The sequence below is a fragment of the Curtobacterium sp. SP.BCo genome (genome assembly GCF_051903265.1).
In the GTDB taxonomy this organism is placed as follows: domain Bacteria; phylum Actinomycetota; class Actinomycetes; order Actinomycetales; family Microbacteriaceae; genus Curtobacterium.
In genome coordinates this window covers 56,614-75,914 of the sequence record NZ_CP194337.1, presented here as the reverse complement: position 1 = coordinate 75,914, position 19,301 = coordinate 56,614, and the positions used below count along the sequence as shown (strand labels likewise).

The 19,301-nt window shown below is 71.6% G+C and carries 19 protein-coding genes and 1 tRNA gene; 12 read left to right on the top strand and 8 right to left on the bottom strand.

The window, feature by feature from the left end; genetic code table 11:
- The first annotated feature begins 45 nt into the window (after positions 1–45).
- Positions 46–3,882 carry an AAA family ATPase gene (locus ACRQ4B_RS00350; RefSeq protein WP_439692748.1) on the top strand — a complete coding sequence of 1,279 codons (3,837 nt, stop codon included), beginning with the start codon at positions 46–48 and terminating at the stop codon, positions 3,880–3,882.
- A gap of 317 nt (positions 3,883–4,199) precedes the next feature.
- Complete coding sequence (locus ACRQ4B_RS00345; RefSeq protein ID WP_439692747.1) at positions 4,200–4,787, top strand: CDP-alcohol phosphatidyltransferase family protein; 588 nt, start codon at positions 4,200–4,202, stop codon at positions 4,785–4,787.
- A 176-nt stretch (positions 4,788–4,963) separates the two neighbouring features.
- Here ACRQ4B_RS00345 and mscL read toward each other — a convergent pair whose 3' ends face one another.
- From mscL to ACRQ4B_RS00330, 3 genes are read right to left on the bottom strand one after another with little or no spacing between them, the layout of a single operon-like run.
- Positions 4,964–5,461: a large conductance mechanosensitive channel protein MscL gene (gene mscL, locus ACRQ4B_RS00340; RefSeq protein WP_439692745.1), complete on the bottom strand. Its 498-nt coding sequence runs from the start codon at positions 5,459–5,461 to the stop codon at positions 4,964–4,966.
- Positions 5,462–5,518: 57 nt separating this feature from the next.
- Positions 5,519–5,803 carry an FmdB family zinc ribbon protein gene (locus tag ACRQ4B_RS00335; RefSeq protein WP_439692744.1) on the bottom strand — a complete coding sequence of 95 codons (285 nt, stop codon included), beginning with the start codon at positions 5,801–5,803 and terminating at the stop codon, positions 5,519–5,521.
- Between the two features lies 1 nt (position 5,804).
- On the bottom strand, positions 5,805–6,389 hold the full coding sequence (locus ACRQ4B_RS00330) for a 5-formyltetrahydrofolate cyclo-ligase (protein WP_439692743.1): 585 nt from the start codon (positions 6,387–6,389) through the stop codon (positions 5,805–5,807).
- 125 nt (positions 6,390–6,514) lie between these two features.
- Between ACRQ4B_RS00330 and galU the strand changes: the two genes are divergently transcribed.
- The 4 genes from galU to ACRQ4B_RS00310 all read left to right on the top strand — a co-directional run bounded on the left by galU (position 6,515) and on the right by ACRQ4B_RS00310 (position 9,502).
- Positions 6,515–7,405 carry a UTP--glucose-1-phosphate uridylyltransferase GalU gene (gene galU / locus ACRQ4B_RS00325; protein ID WP_439692742.1) on the top strand — a complete coding sequence of 297 codons (891 nt, stop codon included), beginning with the start codon at positions 6,515–6,517 and terminating at the stop codon, positions 7,403–7,405.
- A 71-nt stretch (positions 7,406–7,476) separates the two neighbouring features.
- Positions 7,477–8,136 carry a GNAT family N-acetyltransferase gene (locus ACRQ4B_RS00320; protein WP_439692741.1) on the top strand — a complete coding sequence of 220 codons (660 nt, stop codon included), beginning with the start codon at positions 7,477–7,479 and terminating at the stop codon, positions 8,134–8,136.
- A 135-nt stretch (positions 8,137–8,271) separates the two neighbouring features.
- Positions 8,272–9,375: a hypothetical protein gene (locus ACRQ4B_RS00315; protein ID WP_439692739.1), complete on the top strand. Its 1,104-nt coding sequence runs from the start codon at positions 8,272–8,274 to the stop codon at positions 9,373–9,375.
- A 51-nt stretch (positions 9,376–9,426) separates the two neighbouring features.
- Positions 9,427–9,502 (top strand) — tRNA-Ala (locus tag ACRQ4B_RS00310).
- Between the two features lie 86 nt (positions 9,503–9,588).
- Here the strand turns inward: ACRQ4B_RS00310 and ACRQ4B_RS00305 are convergent.
- Entirely contained in the window at positions 9,589–9,972 is a 384-nt protein-coding gene (locus tag ACRQ4B_RS00305; RefSeq protein WP_439692738.1) for a hypothetical protein, read from the bottom strand.
- A gap of 71 nt (positions 9,973–10,043) precedes the next feature.
- Here ACRQ4B_RS00305 and ACRQ4B_RS00300 point away from each other — a divergent pair, with 71 nt between their 5' ends.
- Positions 10,044–11,084, top strand: a complete 1,041-nt coding sequence (locus tag ACRQ4B_RS00300; protein ID WP_439692737.1) for an amidase domain-containing protein — start codon at positions 10,044–10,046, stop codon at positions 11,082–11,084.
- Between the two features lie 157 nt (positions 11,085–11,241).
- Here ACRQ4B_RS00300 and ACRQ4B_RS00295 read toward each other — a convergent pair whose 3' ends face one another.
- From ACRQ4B_RS00295 to ACRQ4B_RS00285, 3 genes are all read right to left on the bottom strand, one after another.
- Positions 11,242–12,441, bottom strand: coding sequence for a mannosyltransferase family protein (locus tag ACRQ4B_RS00295; RefSeq protein WP_439692735.1), 1,200 nt, complete (start codon positions 12,439–12,441; stop codon positions 11,242–11,244).
- Positions 12,442–12,570: 129 nt separating this feature from the next.
- Positions 12,571–14,430, bottom strand: a complete 1,860-nt coding sequence (locus ACRQ4B_RS00290; protein WP_439692733.1) for a glycoside hydrolase family 2 protein — start codon at positions 14,428–14,430, stop codon at positions 12,571–12,573.
- Positions 14,431–14,514: 84 nt separating this feature from the next.
- Positions 14,515–14,970, bottom strand: a complete 456-nt coding sequence (locus ACRQ4B_RS00285; RefSeq protein ID WP_439692732.1) for a MaoC/PaaZ C-terminal domain-containing protein — start codon at positions 14,968–14,970, stop codon at positions 14,515–14,517.
- Positions 14,971–15,048: 78 nt separating this feature from the next.
- On the opposite strand from ACRQ4B_RS00285, the gene ACRQ4B_RS00280 reads away from it, so the two are divergent.
- Positions 15,049–16,308 carry a phosphotransferase gene (locus ACRQ4B_RS00280; protein WP_439692731.1) on the top strand — a complete coding sequence of 420 codons (1,260 nt, stop codon included), beginning with the start codon at positions 15,049–15,051 and terminating at the stop codon, positions 16,306–16,308.
- A 100-nt stretch (positions 16,309–16,408) separates the two neighbouring features.
- On the opposite strand, the gene ACRQ4B_RS00275 is transcribed toward ACRQ4B_RS00280, so the two are convergent.
- Positions 16,409–16,765, bottom strand: coding sequence for a DUF1844 domain-containing protein (locus ACRQ4B_RS00275; RefSeq protein WP_439692730.1), 357 nt, complete (start codon positions 16,763–16,765; stop codon positions 16,409–16,411).
- Positions 16,766–17,050: 285 nt separating this feature from the next.
- Here ACRQ4B_RS00275 and infC point away from each other — a divergent pair, with 285 nt between their 5' ends.
- The 4 genes from infC to ACRQ4B_RS00255 all read left to right on the top strand — a co-directional run bounded on the left by infC (position 17,051) and on the right by ACRQ4B_RS00255 (position 19,275).
- Positions 17,051–17,713, top strand: a complete 663-nt coding sequence (gene infC, locus ACRQ4B_RS00270; RefSeq protein WP_439692729.1) for a translation initiation factor IF-3 — start codon at positions 17,051–17,053, stop codon at positions 17,711–17,713.
- Between the two features lie 61 nt (positions 17,714–17,774).
- Entirely contained in the window at positions 17,775–17,969 is a 195-nt protein-coding gene (rpmI, locus tag ACRQ4B_RS00265) for a 50S ribosomal protein L35 (RefSeq protein ID WP_022903519.1), read from the top strand.
- Positions 17,970–17,996: 27 nt separating this feature from the next.
- The gene (gene rplT / locus ACRQ4B_RS00260; protein ID WP_022908516.1) at positions 17,997–18,380 is read left to right on the top strand and encodes a 50S ribosomal protein L20; all 384 of its coding nucleotides are present in this window, start codon (positions 17,997–17,999) and stop codon (positions 18,378–18,380) included.
- 67 nt (positions 18,381–18,447) lie between these two features.
- A complete protein-coding gene (locus ACRQ4B_RS00255) occupies positions 18,448–19,275 on the top strand; it encodes a TrmH family RNA methyltransferase (protein ID WP_439692727.1) in 828 nt (275 codons plus the stop codon).
- Positions 19,276–19,301: the final 26 nt, after the last annotated feature.

The following is a 19,301-nucleotide window of genomic DNA, read 5'->3' as shown; positions in this document are numbered from 1 at the left end:
AGCCCGCTTCCGCCTACAGTGTCGGATGTGTGGCGAGCGGACAGGGTGACCGACGGTGAGGACGACGTGAACGACGACGTCCCCGTCGAGGGCGCCGACGCGCCCGCAGACGGACAGCAGGGGGAGCAGGACCAGCGGGGGAAGCAGGAAGAGACCACCGTGACGGACGAACCCGACCGCACCCTGCGTCCTGAACTGCAGCTCACGAGTCCGCAGGCGATCAGCCTGGGTGATCCGCGCCTCCAGGCCGGCAACGCGGCGGAGCCCGTGTGGGACGTCTGGCGCGGGCAGCTGACCGGCGTCGGCGGCACGAGCCCGCTCACCCACTTCGCCGACCACCCGCGCGCCCGCATCGAGCTCTCGACGACGCACCCGGGCGGCCTCGCCCAGTTCATCACCGGCAAGACGACGCTGCTGTCGAGCCTCATCCGGGACGAGGTGGCGCTCCGTGCCGCCCGCATCGCCGCCGGCCACGTCGAGGCGAAGGGCACCGAACTGTCCACCGTGCGCGGCATCGACGCCGTGAAGCTGGGCATCGGCATGGCCGACTGGAAGCACGGCGACGAGCAGTTCCGCGGACCGGTGCTCCTGCGTCCGCTGGCGATCCGTCGGCACGGCCGCGACTTCGAGGTCCGGCTCCTCGGCGAGCCCGTGCTCAACCCCGGCCTCGCCGACGCCCTGCACGAGCAGTTCGGTGTCATCCTCGACGCCCAGTCCTTCGTGGCGCTGGCGCAGCAGGACGGCTCCTTCACGCCGAACCCGGTGATCGACCGCCTCCGTGGCCTGACCGCGCACCTGCCGGGCTTCTCAGTGCACGCCCGGCTCGTGGTGTCCACCTTCGCCGAGGTCGCCTCGGGCATGGTCGAGGACACCCACGAGCTGTCCCACCCGGTGCTCGACGCCCTCGCCGGCAACCCGAGCGCCAAGTGGCAGGTCGAGCAGTCCTACCACCCGGTCGAGCAGACCCCCTCGGACGAGCGCAGCCCGGAGACGGACACACTCCTCCTCGACGCCGACGACGAGCAGGAGAACGTGATCGCGCAGATCACGGCCGGCAACTCGATCGTCGTGAAGACGCTGCCGGGCACCGGTGGCACCCAGACCATCGTGAACGCGCTGGGCGGCCTCGTCGCCGCGAACAAGCGTGTGCTCGTCGTCAGCCCGCGTCGCGCGACCCTGCGCGGCATCGCGGCACGCTTCGCCGACGTGCAGCTGCCGGGCGTCGCGGTGACCCCGTCGACGCTCCGCCGCGACGTCGTGCGGGCGATCGCCCGCAACGAGAAGGCCGCTCGTCCGAACCTGCGCGAGGTGGACGACGCCCTGGTCCGGCTCCGCAAGGTCCTCAAGGACTACCGCGGATCGCTGAGCCGCGTCGACCCGGACTTCCGCGTCTCGGTGCTCGACTGCCTCGTCGAGCTCTCCCGGCTCTCGCTGCTGCCCGTCCCGCCGTCGACCACCGCGCGGCTGTCGAAGACCTCGGTGACGAGCATGGTCGAGGGGCGCTCCCGCGTCGCCGAGACCATGGTCAGCGCCGCGAACCTCGGCGAGTTCCGCTACGGCCCGGACGACTCGCCCTGGTACGGCGCGAAGTTCGCGACGAGCGACGGCGCACAGCGGGCGCACCGGACCGCGAAGGACCTGGACGCCGAGGGGCTGCCCACGCTGCTCCGTCGCGCGCACGACCTCGTCGCGACGACGCACATGCGCCAGTTCACCTCGATCAACGAGCTCGGGATCTACCTGCGCCTGCTGACCGAGATCCGCGACACCCTCGACCGCTTCCTGCCCGTCGTCTTCGACCGCTCGGTGTCCGAGCTCGTCGCCGCGACCGCACCGCGCGGCGAGGGCGCCCCGATGTCGAGCACCAACCGTCGTCGGCTGAAGAAGCTGGCACGGGAGTACGTCCGCCCGGGCGTGCACGTGTCCGACCTGCACGAGGCGCTCACCCGTGTGCAGCAGCAGCGCGTGCTCTGGCAGCGCTACGTCGCCGCGGGCGTCAACCCCGAGGTGCCGACCGGCATCGCCGACGTCCAGGTGCTCTTCTCGAACGTGGTCGAGGACCTGGCTCGCCTCGACGAGCCGCTCGGCCGCACCGCCCGTGAGACCCAGCTGGCGAACCTGCCGATCGACGAGCTCGTCCCGACGATCGCGCGGCTCGCCGAGGAGTCCGATGTCCTGCACAACCTGCAGGAGCGCACCGAGCTCATGCAGACCCTCCGCGACCTGCAGCTCGAGCCGCTCATCACCGACCTGGCGAACCGCCACGTGCCGGACACGCACGTCCCCGCCGAGCTCGAGCTCGCGTGGTGGCAGTCCGCCCTCGAGACGATGCTCGAGTCCGACCGGGCCCTGCTCGGGGCGAACACCGACATGCTCGACCGGGTCGAGGCGGACTTCCGCCTCGTCGACGACGCGCACGCGGCCGGGGTCTCCCAGGGCCTGGCGTGGCAGCTCGCCGAGAACTGGAAGGTCGGGCTCGTCGACTGGCCGGAGGAAGCCTCCGCGCTGAAGTCGCAGCTGCGCGATGGTGCGATCACCTCCCGGCTGCTGCAGGACTCCGCACCGCACCTGTCGCGGTCGATCGCGCCCGTGTGGCTCGCATCGCCGTACGAGGTCTCGCAGATCGCCGACACGATGCCGTTCGACACGGTGATCCTCGTCGACGCCGGCGCCGTCACGATCGCCGAGACCGTGGGCGCCGTCCGCCGTGCCCGCCAGACGGTCGTGTTCGGGGACCCGGTGACGCAGACCCCGGCGCCGTTCCGGATCGCCGTCGACCCCGCGCACCGGGCGCTGCAGGTCGACGAGGAGACCCTCGACGCCTTCCACGCCGACTCCGCGCTCGCGAAGCTGTCGACGCTGCTCCCGACGCTGTCGCTCACCCGCTCGTACCGGGCCGGCGGCGAGGACCTCGCCGAGCTCGTCAACCGCCGCTTCTACGGCGGCCGGATCGAGTCCCTGCCGTGGGCCGGGTCGTTCCTCGGGCACGGGTCGATCGCGCTCGACTACGTCAGCGACGGCAAGGCCGTGCCGGACCCGGAGTCCGGAGCGGTCGAGAGCGTCGACGCCGAGGTCGACCGGGTGGTCCGGATCGTGATGGACCACGCCCGCACCCGGCCGACCGAGTCCCTGATGGTCATCACCGCGTCGGCGAAGCACGCCGTCCGGGTCGAACAGGCCGTGCTCACCGCGGCGCAGGGGCACAAGGACCTCACCGAGTTCGTCATCGGCGACCGCTCCGAGCCGTTCATCGTCGCGACGCTCGAGCAGTCCGTCGCCCAGAGCCGCGACCGCGTCGTGTTCTCGATCGGCTACGGCCGGACGCCGCACGGCCGGGTGCTGCGCGACTTCGGTCCGCTCGGCAAGCCCGGCGGGGAGCGCCTGCTCGCGGTCGCGATGACCCGTGCACGCCGCTCGATGGTCATCGTCACGTGCTTCCAGCCGTCGGACATCGAGGCCGAGCGGATGGGCCACGGCACCGTCGCACTCGCGGAGATCCTCGCCGAGGTCCGTGCCCGCACCACCGCCGAGTACGTACCGGACGACTCCGACCCGCTGCTCGTCGACCTCGCCCGCCGCCTCGAGATGCGGGGCATCCCCGTCGCGCTCGGCCACCGCGGCAAGCTCGGCCTGGTGGCCGCGCACGGCGGCGTCTGCGTCACGATCGAGACGGACGCGTCGCTGGTGAAGGGCTCGTTGCGCGAGTCGCTGCGCCTCCGGCCCGAGGTGCTCCGGCGTCTCGGCTGGCACTACGTGCGCGTGCACGCGTTCCAGCTGTTCTCCGACCCGGACCGCGTCGCGAACACGGTCGCGTCGGTGCTCGGCGTCGACCGCGGTGCGACGCAGGAGATCTCGATCCCGCCGATCCCAGCACGCCGGTGACGCCTCGGCCGAGTCGGCGGGCCTCCCGGCCCGCCGGTCCGGTGACGCCGGAGACGGACCAGCTGGTGGGCACGTGGTCGCGGGCCGACGACGCGTCGTCAGCCGTGCCTCCCGTCCGTCCGGCGGCACCCGTCGACGATGCGACGGACGAGCAGCCGGGAGGCGCGCCCCGCCGCCGCAGGCGCGTCACCACCCAGCCGGCGCCGGGCTACGACCCCGTCGCACCGCCGGAACCCGCACGGCACCGCGACGGGGAGAACGACGACCAGCTCCGGCGCGACGTCCCCCCACACTGGTGAGCGGTAGCCTTGCATGCGATGACTGACTCCGTGCGACAGCGCCCCGACTGGCAGACCTGGCCGAACCTGATCTCGCTGGTCCGCCTGCTGCTCATCCCGGTGTTCGTGTGGTTGGTCGTCGCCGGGCACCCTGGCTGGGCGCTGGTCACCCTCGTCGTCATCGGGGTGAGCGACTGGGCCGACGGGTTCATCGCCCGCCGGTTCGACCAGGGCTCGAAGCTCGGCAAGGCGATCGACCCCGTCGCCGACCGGCTCGCCATCATCGCGATCGTGCTGTCGCTCGTGCTCACCGGGCTGCTGCCGTGGTGGGTCGTCGCCGTCGTGGTGCTCGTCGACCTGGTGCTCGTGGTGCTGTCGAGCGTGCTGTTCCACGGCAACCCGGACCTCGACGTCACGTGGACGGGCAAGATCCGCTCGGCGCTGCTGTTCGTCGGGCTGCCGGTGCTCCTGTTCTCCGCGGTGCACACCGTCGACGAGCACGCGCCGTGGGTCCGGGTCGTCGCCCTCGTCTTCGTGTACCTCGGCACGGTCGGCCACGTGCTGGCGGGCGCCCAGTACGCGGTCGCGATGTTCCGCAAGCGTCGCGAGGTCGCTGCCGCGCGCTGACCGCCGGCGCGCGCTGACCGCCGGCGCCGGCGCGCGCTGATCGCCGGCGCGCTGACCGCAGCGCTCCGTGGGCACGTCCAAGCGACCGCGCCCCGCAACGGACATCGCGCCCCGGAGCGACGGGGCGCGATGTCCATCGTGGGGCGCAGTGACGCCCCGGTCGGTCGAAGAAGCGGCTAGAGCTTCGTCGTGCCGCCGATACCGGGGCCCTCGGGAGCCGTCGACGGCGCGACGTGGGCGCCGCCACCGGCGGGCACGCCGTTCTGCGAACGGAGCAGGTCGCGGATCTCGAGCAGCACCTCGACGTCGGTGGGCGGGACGTCCTGCGGCGTCTGCTCCTCGTCGTTCTTGACCCGTTCGAACGCGACCTTCTTGAGGTGGTTCACGGGGAGCACGAGGGCGAAGTACACGACCGCGGCGACGATCACGAAGTTGATCACCGCGCCGATCACCGCGCCGAACATGAGGGTCGCCGGCTTGCCGCCGGCCACGGTCGGGATGTCGACCTTGAGCGCGTCGTCGAGACTCGACGCGTTGAACACGGCGCCGATCGCCGGGTTGATGATCGCGTTCACGATGACGGTGACGATGGCGGTGAACGCAGCACCGATGACGACTGCGACAGCCAGGTCGATGACGTTGCCGCGGAGCAGGAACTCCTTGAAGCCCTTCACGCGGGCCTCCTTCCGGGTCGGGGATGCCCCAAACCTACCGAGGAGGATGCGTTCCGGTCAGGACGCGGCGGGCTTCGGCGTTGCTGCCGTCGTCTCGGTCTTCGCCGGGGTCGACGTCGTCTCGGACTTCGCCGGCGTGCTCGAGGAGCCCTCGGCCTTCGGCGTCGCCCGCGAGTCGGTGCGGTAGAACCCGCCGCCGTTGAACGTCACCCCGACCGGTGAGAAGACCTTGCGCAGCTCGCCGCCGCACGCCGGGCACTCGGTGAGCGTGGCGTCGGAGAACGACTGCTTGATGTCGAAGGCGTTGCCGCACTCCGTGCAGCGGTACGAGTAGGTGGGCACCCTAGCTCCGGAAGGTGATGATGCGCGATGGCGTGATGATGCCGTCGACGGGTTCGTCGTGGGGTTCGCGCGGGACCTCGTCGAGGTACTCCGCGTCGAAGATCACAGCATAGACGGGCGGACGGTTCGCCATCGACCCGAGGGTCTTGTCGTAGTAGCCGCGACCCCAGCCCATCCGGACGCCGTCGTGGCCGACCGCCGCGGCGGGGGCGAGGATCGCGTCGACGTCGTTGATCGCGAGCGGGGACAGGACCTCGCCGACGACCTCGGGGACCCCGGCCAGCCCCTCGGTCTCGCCGGAACCGTCGCCGACCGCCCAGTCGAGCAGGCCGTCCTCGCGCGTGATCGGCAGCAGGACCCGGATGCCGTGCTCGAACGCCCAGTCGAGGAACGGCCGGACGTTCGGCTCCTCGGGCGCCGACAGGTACAGGGCGATGGACTCGACCTGGCGTTCCTCCGCGAAGCGCTGGAGGGTCGCGGTGAGGGCCGCTGCGTCGGCGTCGCGTTCGGTCGTGGTCCGGGTGCGCCGCCGCTGCCGGAGTTCGGCTCGCAGGGCACGCTTCTCGTTCCCGAGATCGGCGTTCATGCGGAGGAGTCTACCGAGCGCCCCGGCGCCGCCCGGCTTGCGGCTTCCCGCCGGGAAACGCGCCGAGACCGTGTCCTCCACAGCGATGACATGCCCCAGAAAGGGGGATCGGATACGGTCGCTGCATGGGCTTCCAGATTTCGAAAGCCGTGATCCCCGCCGCCGGCCTGGGCACGCGCTTCCTCCCCGCCACCAAGGCGATGCCGAAGGAGATGCTCCCCGTCGTCGACAAGCCGGCCATCCAGTACGTGGTGGAAGAGGCCGTCGGCGCGGGGCTCACCGACGTCCTGATGATCACGGGCCGCAACAAGAACGCGCTCGAGAACCACTTCGACCACGTGTCCGAGCTCGAGGAGACCCTGAAGAAGAAGGGCGACCACGAGAAGCTGCAGAAGGTGAACCAGTCCACGGACCTCGCCGACATGCACTACGTCCGCCAGGGAGACCCGCTCGGCCTCGGCCACGCGGTGCTCCGCGCGAAGATGCACGTCGGCCGCGAGCCGTTCGCCGTGCTCCTCGGTGACGACATCATCGACGCCCGCGACCCGCTGCTGCAGCGCATGATCGAGGTCCAGGGCGAGAAGAACGCCACCGTCGTGGCGCTGCTCGAGGTCCCGGAGTCGCAGACCCACCTGTACGGCATCGCCACCGTCGAGCCGACGGACACCGACGACGTGGTGAAGATCACCGGCCTCGTCGAGAAGCCCCCGCAGGGCGAAGCGCCCTCGAACCTGGCCATCATCGGCCGCTACGTCATCCGCCCCGAGGTCTTCGACGTCCTCGAGAAGCAGGAGCCGGGCAAGGGCGGCGAGATCCAGCTGACCGACGCGCTCATGAAGATGGCGAACGCCGAGGAGTGGACCGGCGGCGTGTACGGCGTCGTGTTCCGTGGACGCCGGTACGACACCGGTGACAAACTCGACTACATCAAGGCGATCGTCCAGCTCGCCTCGGACCGCGATGACCTCGGCCCCGACCTCAAGTCGTGGCTCAAGGAGTTCAACGCGGGCGAATAGCCGACCCGTCGCCGAACGGGTCCGGGGGAACGCCCCCGGGCCCGTTCGACGCTCCCGGAGGAACCAACGCGATGACGACGATCCCGACCCTGTCCCACGGGCGGGTCACCATCCGGCCCCTCCGCTTGCGGGACAGCCGCGACCTCGACGTCGCACTCGCCTCCAACCGGTCGTGGCTCCGCACCTGGGAGGCCACGAACCCGTCCGGGCAGGTCTCCACCGACGTCCGCGGCAGCATCCGCGCGCTGCAGGCCAACGCCCGCGCCGGACTCGGGCTCCCGTTCGCGATGGAGCTCGACGGCCGCTTCGTCGGCCAGCTCAACGTCTCCGGCATCACCTACGGCTCCCTCGCCAGCGCCTCGATCGGGTACTGGGTCGTCGAGGACGCGGCCGGGCACAACGTCACGCCGATCTCCGTCGCGATGGCGGTCGACCACTGCTTCCGTGTCGTCGGCATCCACCGGATCGAGATCTGCATCCGTCCGGAGAACGCACCGTCGCTCCGCGTGGTCGAGAAGCTCGGGTTCCGGTACGAGGGGCTCCGCCGCCGGTACATCCACATCAACGGGGACTGGCGCGACCACTTCTGCTTCGCGCTCGTCGCCGAGGAGGTCCGCGAGGGCGTCCTCGAACGCTGGGTCCGCGGGCAGGTGCCGCCCGGTGTCGGCAGCGTCCCGCTCGCCGCGCGCGACGAGGCGGCGCTGCCGCTGCACACGACGCCCCGCGTCTGACCCGGCGTCGACGTCCGTCGTCGCCCGGGAGACGGACTGGAGGCACGGCTCGCCTCCGCCGGATTTGCCTGCGACACGCGCAACACGCGTCCGGCAATCACCTGCCAGGGCAACGCCCGCCCCTACCGTGTCCCCATGGCAGGTATCGGCTCCTGGGGCGGCGGCATCGTCCTGCTCATCGCGGCCGTGCTCTGGCTCGTGTACCTCATGCCGTCCTGGGCCGCCCGACGCCAGTACCTCGCCACCGAGCGGAACGCGATCCGGCTGCAGCAGACCCTCCGCATCCTCGCGCAGACCGCCGAGCTGCCGGACGAGGTCCGCATCGAGATGAACGCGAAGTCCCTCGCCGAGGCGCAGCGGGTCGCGAAGTCGGAGGAGGCGAAGCGCACCGCGATCGTCCGCGCCCACGAAGCCGCACGGCAGCGGGAGATCACCCGCCGGCTCGCCGAACAGGCCCCGGTCCTCGAACGCGCGTCCTCGGTGCCGGCGCTCACCGCGATGCGCATGCGGCGGTCGCGCCTCGGCGCGACCCTGCTCGGCACGGCGGGACTCGTCGTCGCGGTCGTCGTGTTCGTGACCGCCCCGGCCGCCTGGCTGGTCGGGATCGCCGGGCTCGTCGCCGCCGGCGGATCGGCTGCCGTGCTCGCCCAGCTGCACCAGGTCGCGACGGCGCGGAAGGCGCGGACCGCGACGGTCGCGCCGGAGGCGAGCCGTGCCTCCAGGCCGACGACCGCGTGGACGGACCCGGCGCCGCCCCTGTCCACCGAGCAACCCGCGGAACCCGCGCGCGACCGGAGCTGGACGCCGAACCGCGTCCCGAAGCCCCTCTACGTGGAGCGGCCCGCGGCACCGGCGCCCTCGCCGGAGTCCGCGGCGGAGCTCGCCGCGCGACTGAAGGAGCGCGTCGCCGAGGCCAAGGCGGAAGCCGAAGCCGAAGCAGCGGCGATCCGCGCTGCCGAGGCCGACCCGTCGCTCGCCCGCGTCTCCCCGATGCGTCCCGACGTCGAGGAAGCCGTGGCGTCGCTGTCCGCGCACGACCAGGGCAGGCTGGCCGAGCGGCTCGGGCTCCGGGCTCCCGCGGCGCCGGTGGCCTCGGCGTCGGCTTCGTCGGCTCGGACCGATGCGCCTGCTGCGCCTCCCGCGCCCCCGAGCAAGTGGGCCGGCATGGGCGTCCTCGGTGACGACGCCTACGAGCAGACGGACCTGGACGCGATCATGCGTCGCCGCCGCGCCGTCTGAGCGGTCGATTTCGGTTCCGCTGCGGGCTGGTGCTAGTGTGGTCGAGCACTTGGGGCTATGGCGCAGTTGGTAGCGCGTCTCGTTCGCAATGAGAAGGTCAGGGGTTCGAATCCCCTTAGCTCCACCATGACAGAAGGCCACCCGATCGGGTGGCCTTCTCTCGTTCCCAGGCGATCTCGCCCCGGGGTGGTCTCACCCCGGGGCGTCGCAGCGTCAGCCGGGCACGCTCTCCGTCAGGACGCCGGCCTGCGCGAGGTCCGTGTGGATCGCGTTCGCCGCCTGCTCGAAGGCGCGGTTGCCGCGGGAGATGCCGAGTGCGCCGCCCTTCAGTGCCGACTTGCCGGAACCACGGAGCAGACGCGCCACGGTCCGGCCGTCCGGCGTCACCATGATCTGCACGTCCAGACGGGTGTGGAAGGTGCGGTCGTTCGCCAATCCGCCGATGAGCAGCGTGAGGCCCATGCTGCCGCGGGTCGCGCGCAGGGCTCCCTGCTCGCCGTCGTCGACGGTGTAGCCCTCGCGGGCGAGTGCGCCGCGGACGCGTGCGCGGGCGGTCTCGGGGTCGGTGGCGACGAAGAAGTCGTGGCTCTCGGGCATCTGGTCTGATCCTCTCGACGGTGGTTCCTGCCAGCGATCATGCCGTGTCGTCACCTACGCTGGGAAGCACCATGACTGCTTCCCTGACGCGCCGCTCCCTGCTGTCCCTCGCCGGGGTGACCGGGATCGGGCTCGCGGTGGCGGCATGCTCGTCCGGAGACCGATCGGGCACGGACGGCGGCGGGAAGGGCGGCAGCGCCGGTGGCGATTCCGCCACCCCGACCGCCAAGCCCGTGGCGAAGTCGGTCTCCCCGGCGCAGGTCCCGCTCGCCGGCGGGGTCACGATCACCGTCGCCGGCACCGGACTCGCCGCGGTCAAGGGCGTCACCGTGGGCGGGGTCGCAGCGAGAGACGTCCAGGCCTCGGCGACGAAGGTGACCTTCACGGCACCGCACCAGGCGATGTACACGGCCGGCTCCGCGGACGTCGCCCTCTTCACGTCGGCGATCGAGCCGTCGCCGTCGGCGAACCAGTCATCGGACGGCAACGGCAGCGCGGCGAACGACGGGCAGACCGGCGCGACGCAGGACTCCGCGACCGCGACCCCCACCCCGACCACCGCGCCGGTGCCGGACGCGTCGACCGCGGTGGCGACGTCGACCCTGGCCTACGCGGCACTCACCGACGTGGACCGGCAGCTCCAGTACGCGATGGCGCACTGGAAGGACTACAACCTGGCCGAGTACGGCACCATGAACCCGATCGGCGGCGACTGCGCGAACTACGTGTCGCAGACGTTGATCGCCCGCGGGTGGCAGCAGCGCGACGACTGGTACAACCGGGACGCGGGCGCCGCGCACTCGGCCACGTGGACGTACTGCCCGACGATGGACCCGTGGCTGACCACGAACGCGGCGGAGTTCGGGCTGACCCGACGCTCCCTCGACGAGCGCGACAAGGTGAAGGTCGGCGACATCGTGTTCTACGACTGGAACGACAACGACTCGCCGGACCACACCACGATCGTGTCCGAGGTGTTCACCGAGCCGGACGGCACGATCCGCATCAAGTCGGCGAGCCACAACCAGGACGGCCCGTACCGCGACCTCGACGAGATGATCACCGTGCAGCACCCGGGCGGCACCGCCTGGTTCCACACGTTCGACGCGTAGGCGCCCCGGCCCCACCCGCGGTTCCGCGTGGCACCGCACCGCCGAAGTCCGCTCGAACCACCGAAGTCCGTGGCGCGAGACGACCTCCGCGGTGCCCCTCCGCTTCGCGCCGCGGTATCCCCGCCGCCGCCGTTCGCCGCCCGCGCGCCCACCCGCGTCAGGGGTACCCGAGGAACCAGAGCAGCACGATCGCGACGGGCTGCAGGCACACCCCGACGACCAGCCACGCCACCGCCCTCCGCCGTGTCCGCACGAACGCGTCCGACCCGAGCAGCGGCGCCATCGGCATCAGCAGGCGCGGCAGGCTCTGCTGCGGCAGGAACACCGCGACGAGGTATAGCCCGTACGACGCCGTGAACGACCACACGTCGAGTCCGAGCGCGCGGACGTCCCGCCGCCACCAGAACCACACGGCTGCCGCGAGCACCGCCACCACGAGCACGATCCCGAGCGGTCCGAGCCACGTCCCCGCCATCGTGAACCACGGCGTCAGCGGGGCGAAGTGCTGCCGCCCGACGAACCCCACCCACCAGGACAGCTCGGTGTCGAGGTACGCGTTCGGCCGCCCGGTCACGGCCGAGGCGATCACCGGCCACGCGAGCCCCGCCGCCGCGACGGCGAGTCCCGAGACCACGATGGCCACGACGTCCCGCACGGGCACCGTCCGGCGCTCCTGCACCCACCGTCCGACCAGGTGCACCGCCAGCGCGACCGCGAGCGCCAGCACGCCGGGCTTCGTGAACGCGGCGACGAGCCCGAGCGGCGCGACGAGCCAGTACCGCCGACGCACGAGCGCGAGGAGCGCCCCGAACAGCAGCAGCAGGAACGTGCTCTCGGCGTACGCGACCTGCAGCAGGAACCCGGTCGGCGCGAACGCGAAGAGCGCGGTCGCCCAGCGCGCCCGGTGCGAGCACCCGACGGCGAGCACGAGCCGGTGGAGCAGCACGCACGCCCCGGCGCCGGCGAGCGTCGACACCAGGACGCCGGCGATCCAGAACGACCCGCCCGTGAGCGGCATCACCGCCCGCACGAGCGCGGGGAACACCGGCAGGAAGGCCCAGGCGTTCGGCAGCACGTGGCCGGCGTCGTCGAGCGGCAGCGTCGTCGGGTACCCGTGCTCCGCGATGATCCGGTAGAAGGACGCGTCCCACGACCCCGAGAACGTGAAGAACGACGGATCGCGTCGCGACGACGCGAACGGCCAGCCGGTCGCGGTCGCGAGCACGTAGACCGTCCCCAGGAACAGGGTGCTCACGGCCCGGGAAGCCAGCCACAGGAGCAGGGGAGTGGTCCAGGCGCTGTGGCGTGCCTCCAGGAACCGCCTGGAGGCGCGGCTCGGCTCCGCAACGCTGGTCACCCGAGCGATCCTCCCACGCCCGCCGCCCGTACCGACGTGCCCGTGGACTGAGCGGAAGTGGTCGGGTCCGTCCTCGGAACCCGACCACTCCTGCTCACCAGGGACGCGCCTCCCGGCCGCCGTGCGGCGTCAGCGCCCCGTGACCGCGGCGCGGATCTGCTCGATCGGCACCTTCGGGGTGCGGTCGGCGTTCAGCAGCCCGTTCGTCTCCTGCATCGTGTCCGTGAGTTGCGTGTAGCAGGAACCCGCGAGGAACGAGCTCGCCCGGATCGCGTCGTACAGGGCCGTGATGCGGGCGATCCAGTCGTCGCCGTCCGCGGCCGAGGTGTACCCCCAACCGTCCTCGCGCTGCGCTCCGGGCTGGTAGTTCACGCCGCCGAACTCGGTCAGCATCACCGGCTGCCCGTGGTCCTCGGCCCCCGGCACGAGCACCCAGCGGTCCGCCGGACCCGTGCCGTGGAAGAGCTCGGACCGGGCGGCGTCGTCGGCGTACGTCCGGGCCAGGCTCTCGCCGACCCCGTCGTAGTCGTGGATCGTGATGATGTCCGAGTTGGTGTGCTCCCACCCGTCGTTCGAGATCACCGGACGCGTCGGGTCGATCGCCCGGGTGACGTCGGCCAGCGACCGCGCGTACGCCTGCTGCGCCGGGTCGGTGGCGATGTGCTGCACGCCCCAGCTCTCGTTCGCGGGCACCCAGGTGACGATCGACGGGTGCGAGGCGTCGCGCTCCACGGCGTCCATCCACTCGCGCACCAGGCGCTGCACGGCCCGCGGGGAGAACGCGTACGCACCGGGCGCCTCGCCCCACACCAGGATCCCGAGCCGGTCCGCCCAGTACAGGAAGCGGGGGTCCTCGATCTTCTGGTGGTTGCGGGCGGCGTTGAAGCCGAGCTCCTTGATGAGCTCGACCTCGCGGCGGAGGGCCTCGCGCGAGGGCGCGGCGAGGTGCGAGTCCGGCCAGTAGCCCTGGTTCAGCACGCTGCGGACGTCGTAGCTCCGACCGTTCAGCTGGAAGGCGCCGCCGTCGACCCCGACCGTGCGGACGCCGAAGTACGACGACACCGCGTCGACGGTGCGTCCGGTCCGGTCGAGCAGGGTGACCGTGGCGTCGACGAGCCGTGGGGCCTCCGGGGTCCAGTGCAGTTCGTCCTCGGCCTGGCCGTTCGTCTGGCGTGCGATCAGCACGACCACGTCGAACTCGTCCGCGGTGTCGCCGAGTGTCGACTCGATCGTGGCGAGGTGCTCGTCGCGCTCGTCCCAGCGGGCCTCGACGCGGATGCGGTCACCGCCGGTGCGCTCGCCGCGGAGCCGGACGGTGAGCCGGACGGTCCCGTGGTCGACGTTCGTCCAGCGGAGGTACTCGATCGACGCGGTCGGCACCGCCTCGAGCCAGACGGTCTGCCAGATCCCGGTCGTGCGGCGGTACCAGATGGCGTGCGGGTCCTCGTGCCAGTCCTGCTTGCCGCGGGGCTGGGTGAGGTCGTGCGGGTCGTCCTCGGCGCGGACCACCAGGGTGTGGACGGCGTCGGGGTCGGTGGTCAGCACGTCCGTGACGTCGAAGGAGAACGGGGTGTGACCGCCCTCGTGCTCGCCGATGAACTGCCCGTCGATCCAGACCCGGGCGCGGTGGTCGACCGCGCCGAAGTGCAGCACGACCCGGGGCGACGACGCGCTGAGTCCGGCGGCGGCGAGGTCCGACCGGGTGATCGTGCGGGAGTACCAGACGACGGGGTGGAAGCCGGGCTCGTCGATGCCGGAGGCGACGGACTCGGGCGGGAACGGCACGACGATGTCCCGGGCGTCGGGGAAGCCCGAGCGCCAGGCGGTGTCGTCCCCGTCGTTCCGGAACGACCACGTGCCGTCGAGGTCCGCCCAGTCGGCGCGGAGCATCTGCGGGCGGGGGTACGAGCCGTCCTGCCGCGAGGCGAGCGGGAGGGCCGGCGGGAGGGCGGTGTCAGGTGCGGCGACGGTGCCGTCGAGCGTGCTCATGCGTCCATGCTGGCGCGGTGCGTACATCGTTGTAAAGAGGAGGGCAACGATTGCCCGGACACACCGTGGCGGGGTGGACGGTCGTCAGCCGATCGCGGCGTCGCGCGTCAGGACCATGACGTCCATCCGACCCTGCTGCACGACCTCGCCGTGCTGGTTGCGCAGCGTGACGGTGCGCTCGACGATCCCGGTCGTCCCCGAGCTCGTCAGCCGTGTCGACAGGATCTCGACGTCGCAGGTCACGGTGTCCCCGATGAACACCGGTGCGGTGAAGCGCCACTGGTCGATGCCGAGCAGCGCGACCGCGGAGCCCTCGAACACACCGGTGCGGGCGATCAGGCCCAGGCAAAGCGAGGTGCCGAGCAGCCCGTGCACGACGCGCTGGCCGTACCGGGTCCTCGCGGCGAACTCGACGTCGGTGTGGACCTGGTTGTTGTCGTTCGTCCACGAGGCGAACGACACCACGTCGGCCTCGGTGATCGTGCGACCCGGGGTCGTGAAGGTCTGTCCGGCGGCGAGGTCCTCGAGGTAGTGCGGCACCTCGCCATCCTCCCACCCGTCGCACCGTGCGAGCCGCGCACCGTGCGACTCCAGGCACCGCCGCGTACGGTTCGCTGCATGAGCGACGAGGTCCCCGCCCACGCCACCGACCGCGACCTGCAGGCATGGATCGCCGACCAGCGCTGGTACACCGCGAAGGGCACCAGCCCACGGCTGCGGACCATCGCCGAGCACGACGGCACCCGGCTCGTCATCGACGACGCCCCCACCGGCCCGGTGCTGTACCAGGCGCCGGTCACCCCGACCGACGGCGGAGCGCTGCGCGACGCCACGACCGACCCGGAGTGGGTCCGCGCGCTCACCGCCCGGATCGACGCCGACCCGGAGAGCCTCCGCCCGATCGGCGCCGTGTCGTCCTCCCGCGTGCTCACCGGCGAGCAGTCGAACACCTCGGTGATCTGCGACACCGACTCCGGCGAGCAGGTCATCGTGAAGGTCTTCCGGGTCCTGCACCACGGCGACAACCCGGACGTCACGACCCAGCTCGCGCTCTCGGCCGCCGGCAGCGCCCGGGTGCCGCGGGTCTACGGCGCGCTGCGGAGCACCTGGCCCGACACCGGTCGACCCGACGGATCGGCCACCGGGCACCTCGCCTTCGCCCAGGAGTTCCTGCCCGGGCTCGAGGACGCCTGGCGCGTTGCCCTCCGCGACGCCCGCGACGGGACCTCCTTCGCCGAGGAGGCCGACCGTCTCGGCGCCGCGCTCGCCGAGGTGCACGGGACCCTGGCCGCCGCGCTGCCGACCGAACCCGCGGACGAGTCCCGTCGCGCCGCCGCGATCGCGACGATGCACGCGCGACTCGACGCCGCGGCACGGGAGGCCCCGGCGGTCGCCGAGCACGTCGACGCCGTCCGTGCGGTCTACGCCCGTGCGGAGCAGGCCGCGTGGCCGGACCTGCAGCGCATCCACGGCGACCTGCACCTCGGCCAGGTGCTCGCAGCACCGGGACCCCGCGGATGGGTGTTCCTCGACTTCGAGGGGGAACCGCTCCGGCCCCTCGAGGAGCGCTCCCTGCCGGACGTCACCCTGCGGGACGTCGCGGGCATGCTCCGCTCGTTCGACTACGTCGCCGGCGCACTCGCGCAGGACGCAGCCCCCGTCGACGCGGGGGACTGGGCGCACACCGCACGTGCGGCGTTCCTCGACGGCTACCAGCGCGGAACGGGATCGGACCTCCGCGCGCATCGCGAACTGCTCGACGCGTTCGAGGTCGACAAGGCCGTGTACGAGGTGGTCTACGAGACCCGCAACCGCCCGGGTTGGGTGGGGATCCCGCTCGCCGCGGTCACGCGGCTGGCCGCGCGCAGCGCAGGCTGACCCGCGCACGCAGCAGCGGCCCGCGTCGGCGACCGTGGGACGGACGGGAGGCGCGGGACGGCCCCGCCCCGCGCCTCCAGTCCGTCGCTGCGGGCGCTGGTCAGGTGACGGGGCCGGTGAACTTCTCGCCCGGACCCGCGCCCGGTGCGTCCGGGATCGCCGATGCCTCGCGGAAGGCGAGCTGGACCGACCGCAGTCCGTCGCGGAGCGGACGGGCGTGCTGGTCGCCGATCTCGGTCGCGGCCGCGGTGACCAGCCCGGCGAGGGCGGTGATGAGCTTCCGACCCTCGTCGAGGTCGGTCTGCGTCTCGGGGTCGTCGGCCAGACCGACCTTCACGGCGGCGGCGCTGAGCAGGTGCACGGCGACGGTGTTGATGAGCTCGACGGCGGGGACCTCCGAGATGTCGCGTGCTTCCTCGGTGCCGATGGCGGTGTCGTTGGGCGGGGTGTCGGTCACGGTGCTCCTCTGCTAGACTCGCTCGCGGCAGATGCTGTCCGTGTGCCCGGACTCGTGTGAACGAGGCCGAACACCCCGACAGCGTCACGAAAGAGGAGTCTCTCCCACCCGCGGCCGCGCACCACCAGGCTACCGGGTCCACACCGCTCCACCGACGTCCGCGTCGGTCGGCCGTCCCGCAAGGGACTGCGTCGGGCGGCTGCCGAACGGGTCGAAGATCCGTGCGTCAGATCTCCTCTCTCGTGCCGTCGCCCAGGGCAAACGCCCCGGACGGCCACCACCTGATTGAAGGAGCTCCGCATTCCCGATCCCCGTACCAACGACCGAATCCGCGTCCCCGAGGTCCGTCTTGTCGGACCCCAGGGCGAGCAGGTCGGCGTTGTCCCCATCGCCGTCGCACTGCGCCTCGCGCAGGAAGCCGAGCTGGATCTGGTCGAGGTCGCGCCGAACTCGAAGCCGCCCGTGGCCAAGATCATGGACTACGGCAAGTTCAAGTACGAGGCCGCTCAGAAGGCCAAGGAAGCGCGTCGCAACCAGGTGAACACGGACCTCAAGGAAGTCCGTTTCCGCCTGAAGATCGACGTGCACGACTACGAGACGAAGCGCAAGCGCGCCGAGGGCTTCCTCCTCGGTGGCGACAAGGTGAAGGCGATGATCCTCTTCCGCGGCCGCGAGCAGTCGCGTCCGGAACAGGGTGTCCGTCTCCTCCAGAAGTTCGCCGAGGAGATCGCCGAGTTCGGCGTCGTCGAGTCGCGTCCGACCCAGGACGGCCGCAACATGACGATGATCATCGCCCCGCTCAAGAACAAGTCCGACGTCAAGGGCGAGCAGAACGCCAAGCGTGCTGCCGAGAAGGCCGAGCGTCGTGCGTCGGAGCACGCTGCGAAGGGCAAGGTCGGCGCCGACGCGTCCACCGGCTCCGAGCAGGCCGAAGCTCCCGCCGAATAGGTCACCCCGACCGATCCCGCAACGACGCGGCCCCCCATCCACCCCACGGAAAGGCACCACCATGCCCAAGCAGAAGACCCACTCCGGGTCGAAGAAGCGCTTCAAGGTCACCGGCAGCGGCAAGATCATGAAGCAGCAGGCCGGTATGCGTCACAACCTCGAGGTCAAGTCTGCCAAGCGCAAGGCCCGCCTCAACGAGGACCAGGTCCTCGCCAAGGCTGACGCGAAGAACGTCAAGAAGCTCCTCGGCCACTGAGCCCCCGGAACGTAAAGGAATAGATCAATGGCACGAGTAAAGAGAGCGGTCAACGCCGCCAAGAAGCGCCGCGTCATCCTCGAGCGCGCCGAGGGCTACCGCGGCCAGCGTTCGCGTCTGTACCGCAAGGCCAAGGAGCAGGTCACCCACTCCCTCGTCTACGCGTACCGCGACCGTCACGCGAAGAAGGGCGAGTTCCGTCGCCTCTGGATCCAGCGCATCAACGCCGCGTCGCGTGCGAACGGCCTGACCTACAACCGCCTCATCCAGGGCCTCGGCCTTGCCGGCGTCGAGGTCGACCGTCGCATCCTCGCGGACCTCGCGGTGAACAACCCCGAGACGTTCGCGGCGCTCGTCGAGACCGCCAAGAAGGCGCTCCCGGCCGACACCTCGGCCCCGAAGGCTGCGTAGTCAGTCGTCCTGCTCGCGAAACCCCCGCCGGTCCCGGCGGGGGTTTCGTCGTTCCTAGACTTGGGTCGTGAGCGATCTCCTCGAGAACCCCAAGGCCGGCCGAGTCCGCGCCGTCGCAGCGCTGTCGAAGAAGGACGTGCGCGCCGAGACGGGCCTGTTCCTGCTCGAGGGACCGCAGGCGGTGCGCGAAGCGATCGAGTACCGGCCCGAGCTCCTCCGCGAGCTCTACGTGACGCCGACCGCGGCCGCGCGCTACGCGCTCGACGACGCGCCCGTGGACACCTGGTTCGTGACCGAGCAGGTGCTCGACGCGATGGCGGACACCGTGACGCCGCAGGGCGTCGTCGCGGTGTGCCAGCAGTTCCCGACGTCGGTCAAGGACGTCTTCCCCGAAGCCGGCGCAGGCCTGGAGGCACGTGACGGCCTGCCGGGGATCGTCGCGATCCTCGAGGAAGTGCGTGACCCCGGCAACGCCGGCACGATCATCCGTGCCGCCGACGCCGCCGGGGCCGACGCCGTGGTGCTCACCGGGCGGAGCGTCGACCCGTACAACCCGAAGGTCGTGCGGTCGACCACCGGCTCGCTCTTCCACGTGCCCGTGTCGGTCGGTGTGACGCTCGCCGACGCCGTGTCCCGTGCCCGTGGCCTCGGGTACACGATCCTCGCCGCCGACGTCTCGGGCGACGACCTGCCCGACGTCCGGGCCGACGGTATGCTCGACGGACCGACCGCCTGGGTGTTCGGCAACGAGGCACGCGGCCTGACATCGGAGGACCTCGCGCTCGTCGACCGCGCGGTGAGGGTGCCGATCTACGGCAAGGCGGAGTCGATGAACCTCGCCACCGCGGCGTCCGTCTGCCTGTACGAGTCGGCGTTCGCACACCGGACCCGGTAGCAGTCCGTCCGGTACAGGACGGCGGT

Excerpts from the sequence above, each read along its gene's own strand:
- ACRQ4B_RS00345 (WP_439692747.1), top strand. The coding sequence starts at position 4,200 with ATGACTGACTCCGTGCGACAGCGCCCCGACTGGCAGACCTGGCCGAAC.
- ACRQ4B_RS00330 (WP_439692743.1), bottom strand. The coding sequence starts at position 6,389 with ATGAACGCCGATCTCGGGAACGAGAAGCGTGCCCTGCGAGCCGAACTC.
- galU (WP_439692742.1), top strand. The coding sequence starts at position 6,515 with ATGGGCTTCCAGATTTCGAAAGCCGTGATCCCCGCCGCCGGCCTGGGC.
- ACRQ4B_RS00320 (WP_439692741.1), top strand. The coding sequence starts at position 7,477 with ATGACGACGATCCCGACCCTGTCCCACGGGCGGGTCACCATCCGGCCC.
- ACRQ4B_RS00315 (WP_439692739.1), top strand. The coding sequence starts at position 8,272 with ATGGCAGGTATCGGCTCCTGGGGCGGCGGCATCGTCCTGCTCATCGCG.
- ACRQ4B_RS00305 (WP_439692738.1), bottom strand. The coding sequence starts at position 9,972 with ATGCCCGAGAGCCACGACTTCTTCGTCGCCACCGACCCCGAGACCGCC.
- ACRQ4B_RS00300 (WP_439692737.1), top strand. The coding sequence starts at position 10,044 with ATGACTGCTTCCCTGACGCGCCGCTCCCTGCTGTCCCTCGCCGGGGTG.
- ACRQ4B_RS00290 (WP_439692733.1), bottom strand. The coding sequence starts at position 14,430 with ATGAGCACGCTCGACGGCACCGTCGCCGCACCTGACACCGCCCTCCCG.
- ACRQ4B_RS00280 (WP_439692731.1), top strand. The coding sequence starts at position 15,049 with ATGAGCGACGAGGTCCCCGCCCACGCCACCGACCGCGACCTGCAGGCA.
- rpmI (WP_022903519.1), top strand. The coding sequence starts at position 17,775 with ATGCCCAAGCAGAAGACCCACTCCGGGTCGAAGAAGCGCTTCAAGGTC.
- rplT (WP_022908516.1), top strand. The coding sequence starts at position 17,997 with ATGGCACGAGTAAAGAGAGCGGTCAACGCCGCCAAGAAGCGCCGCGTC.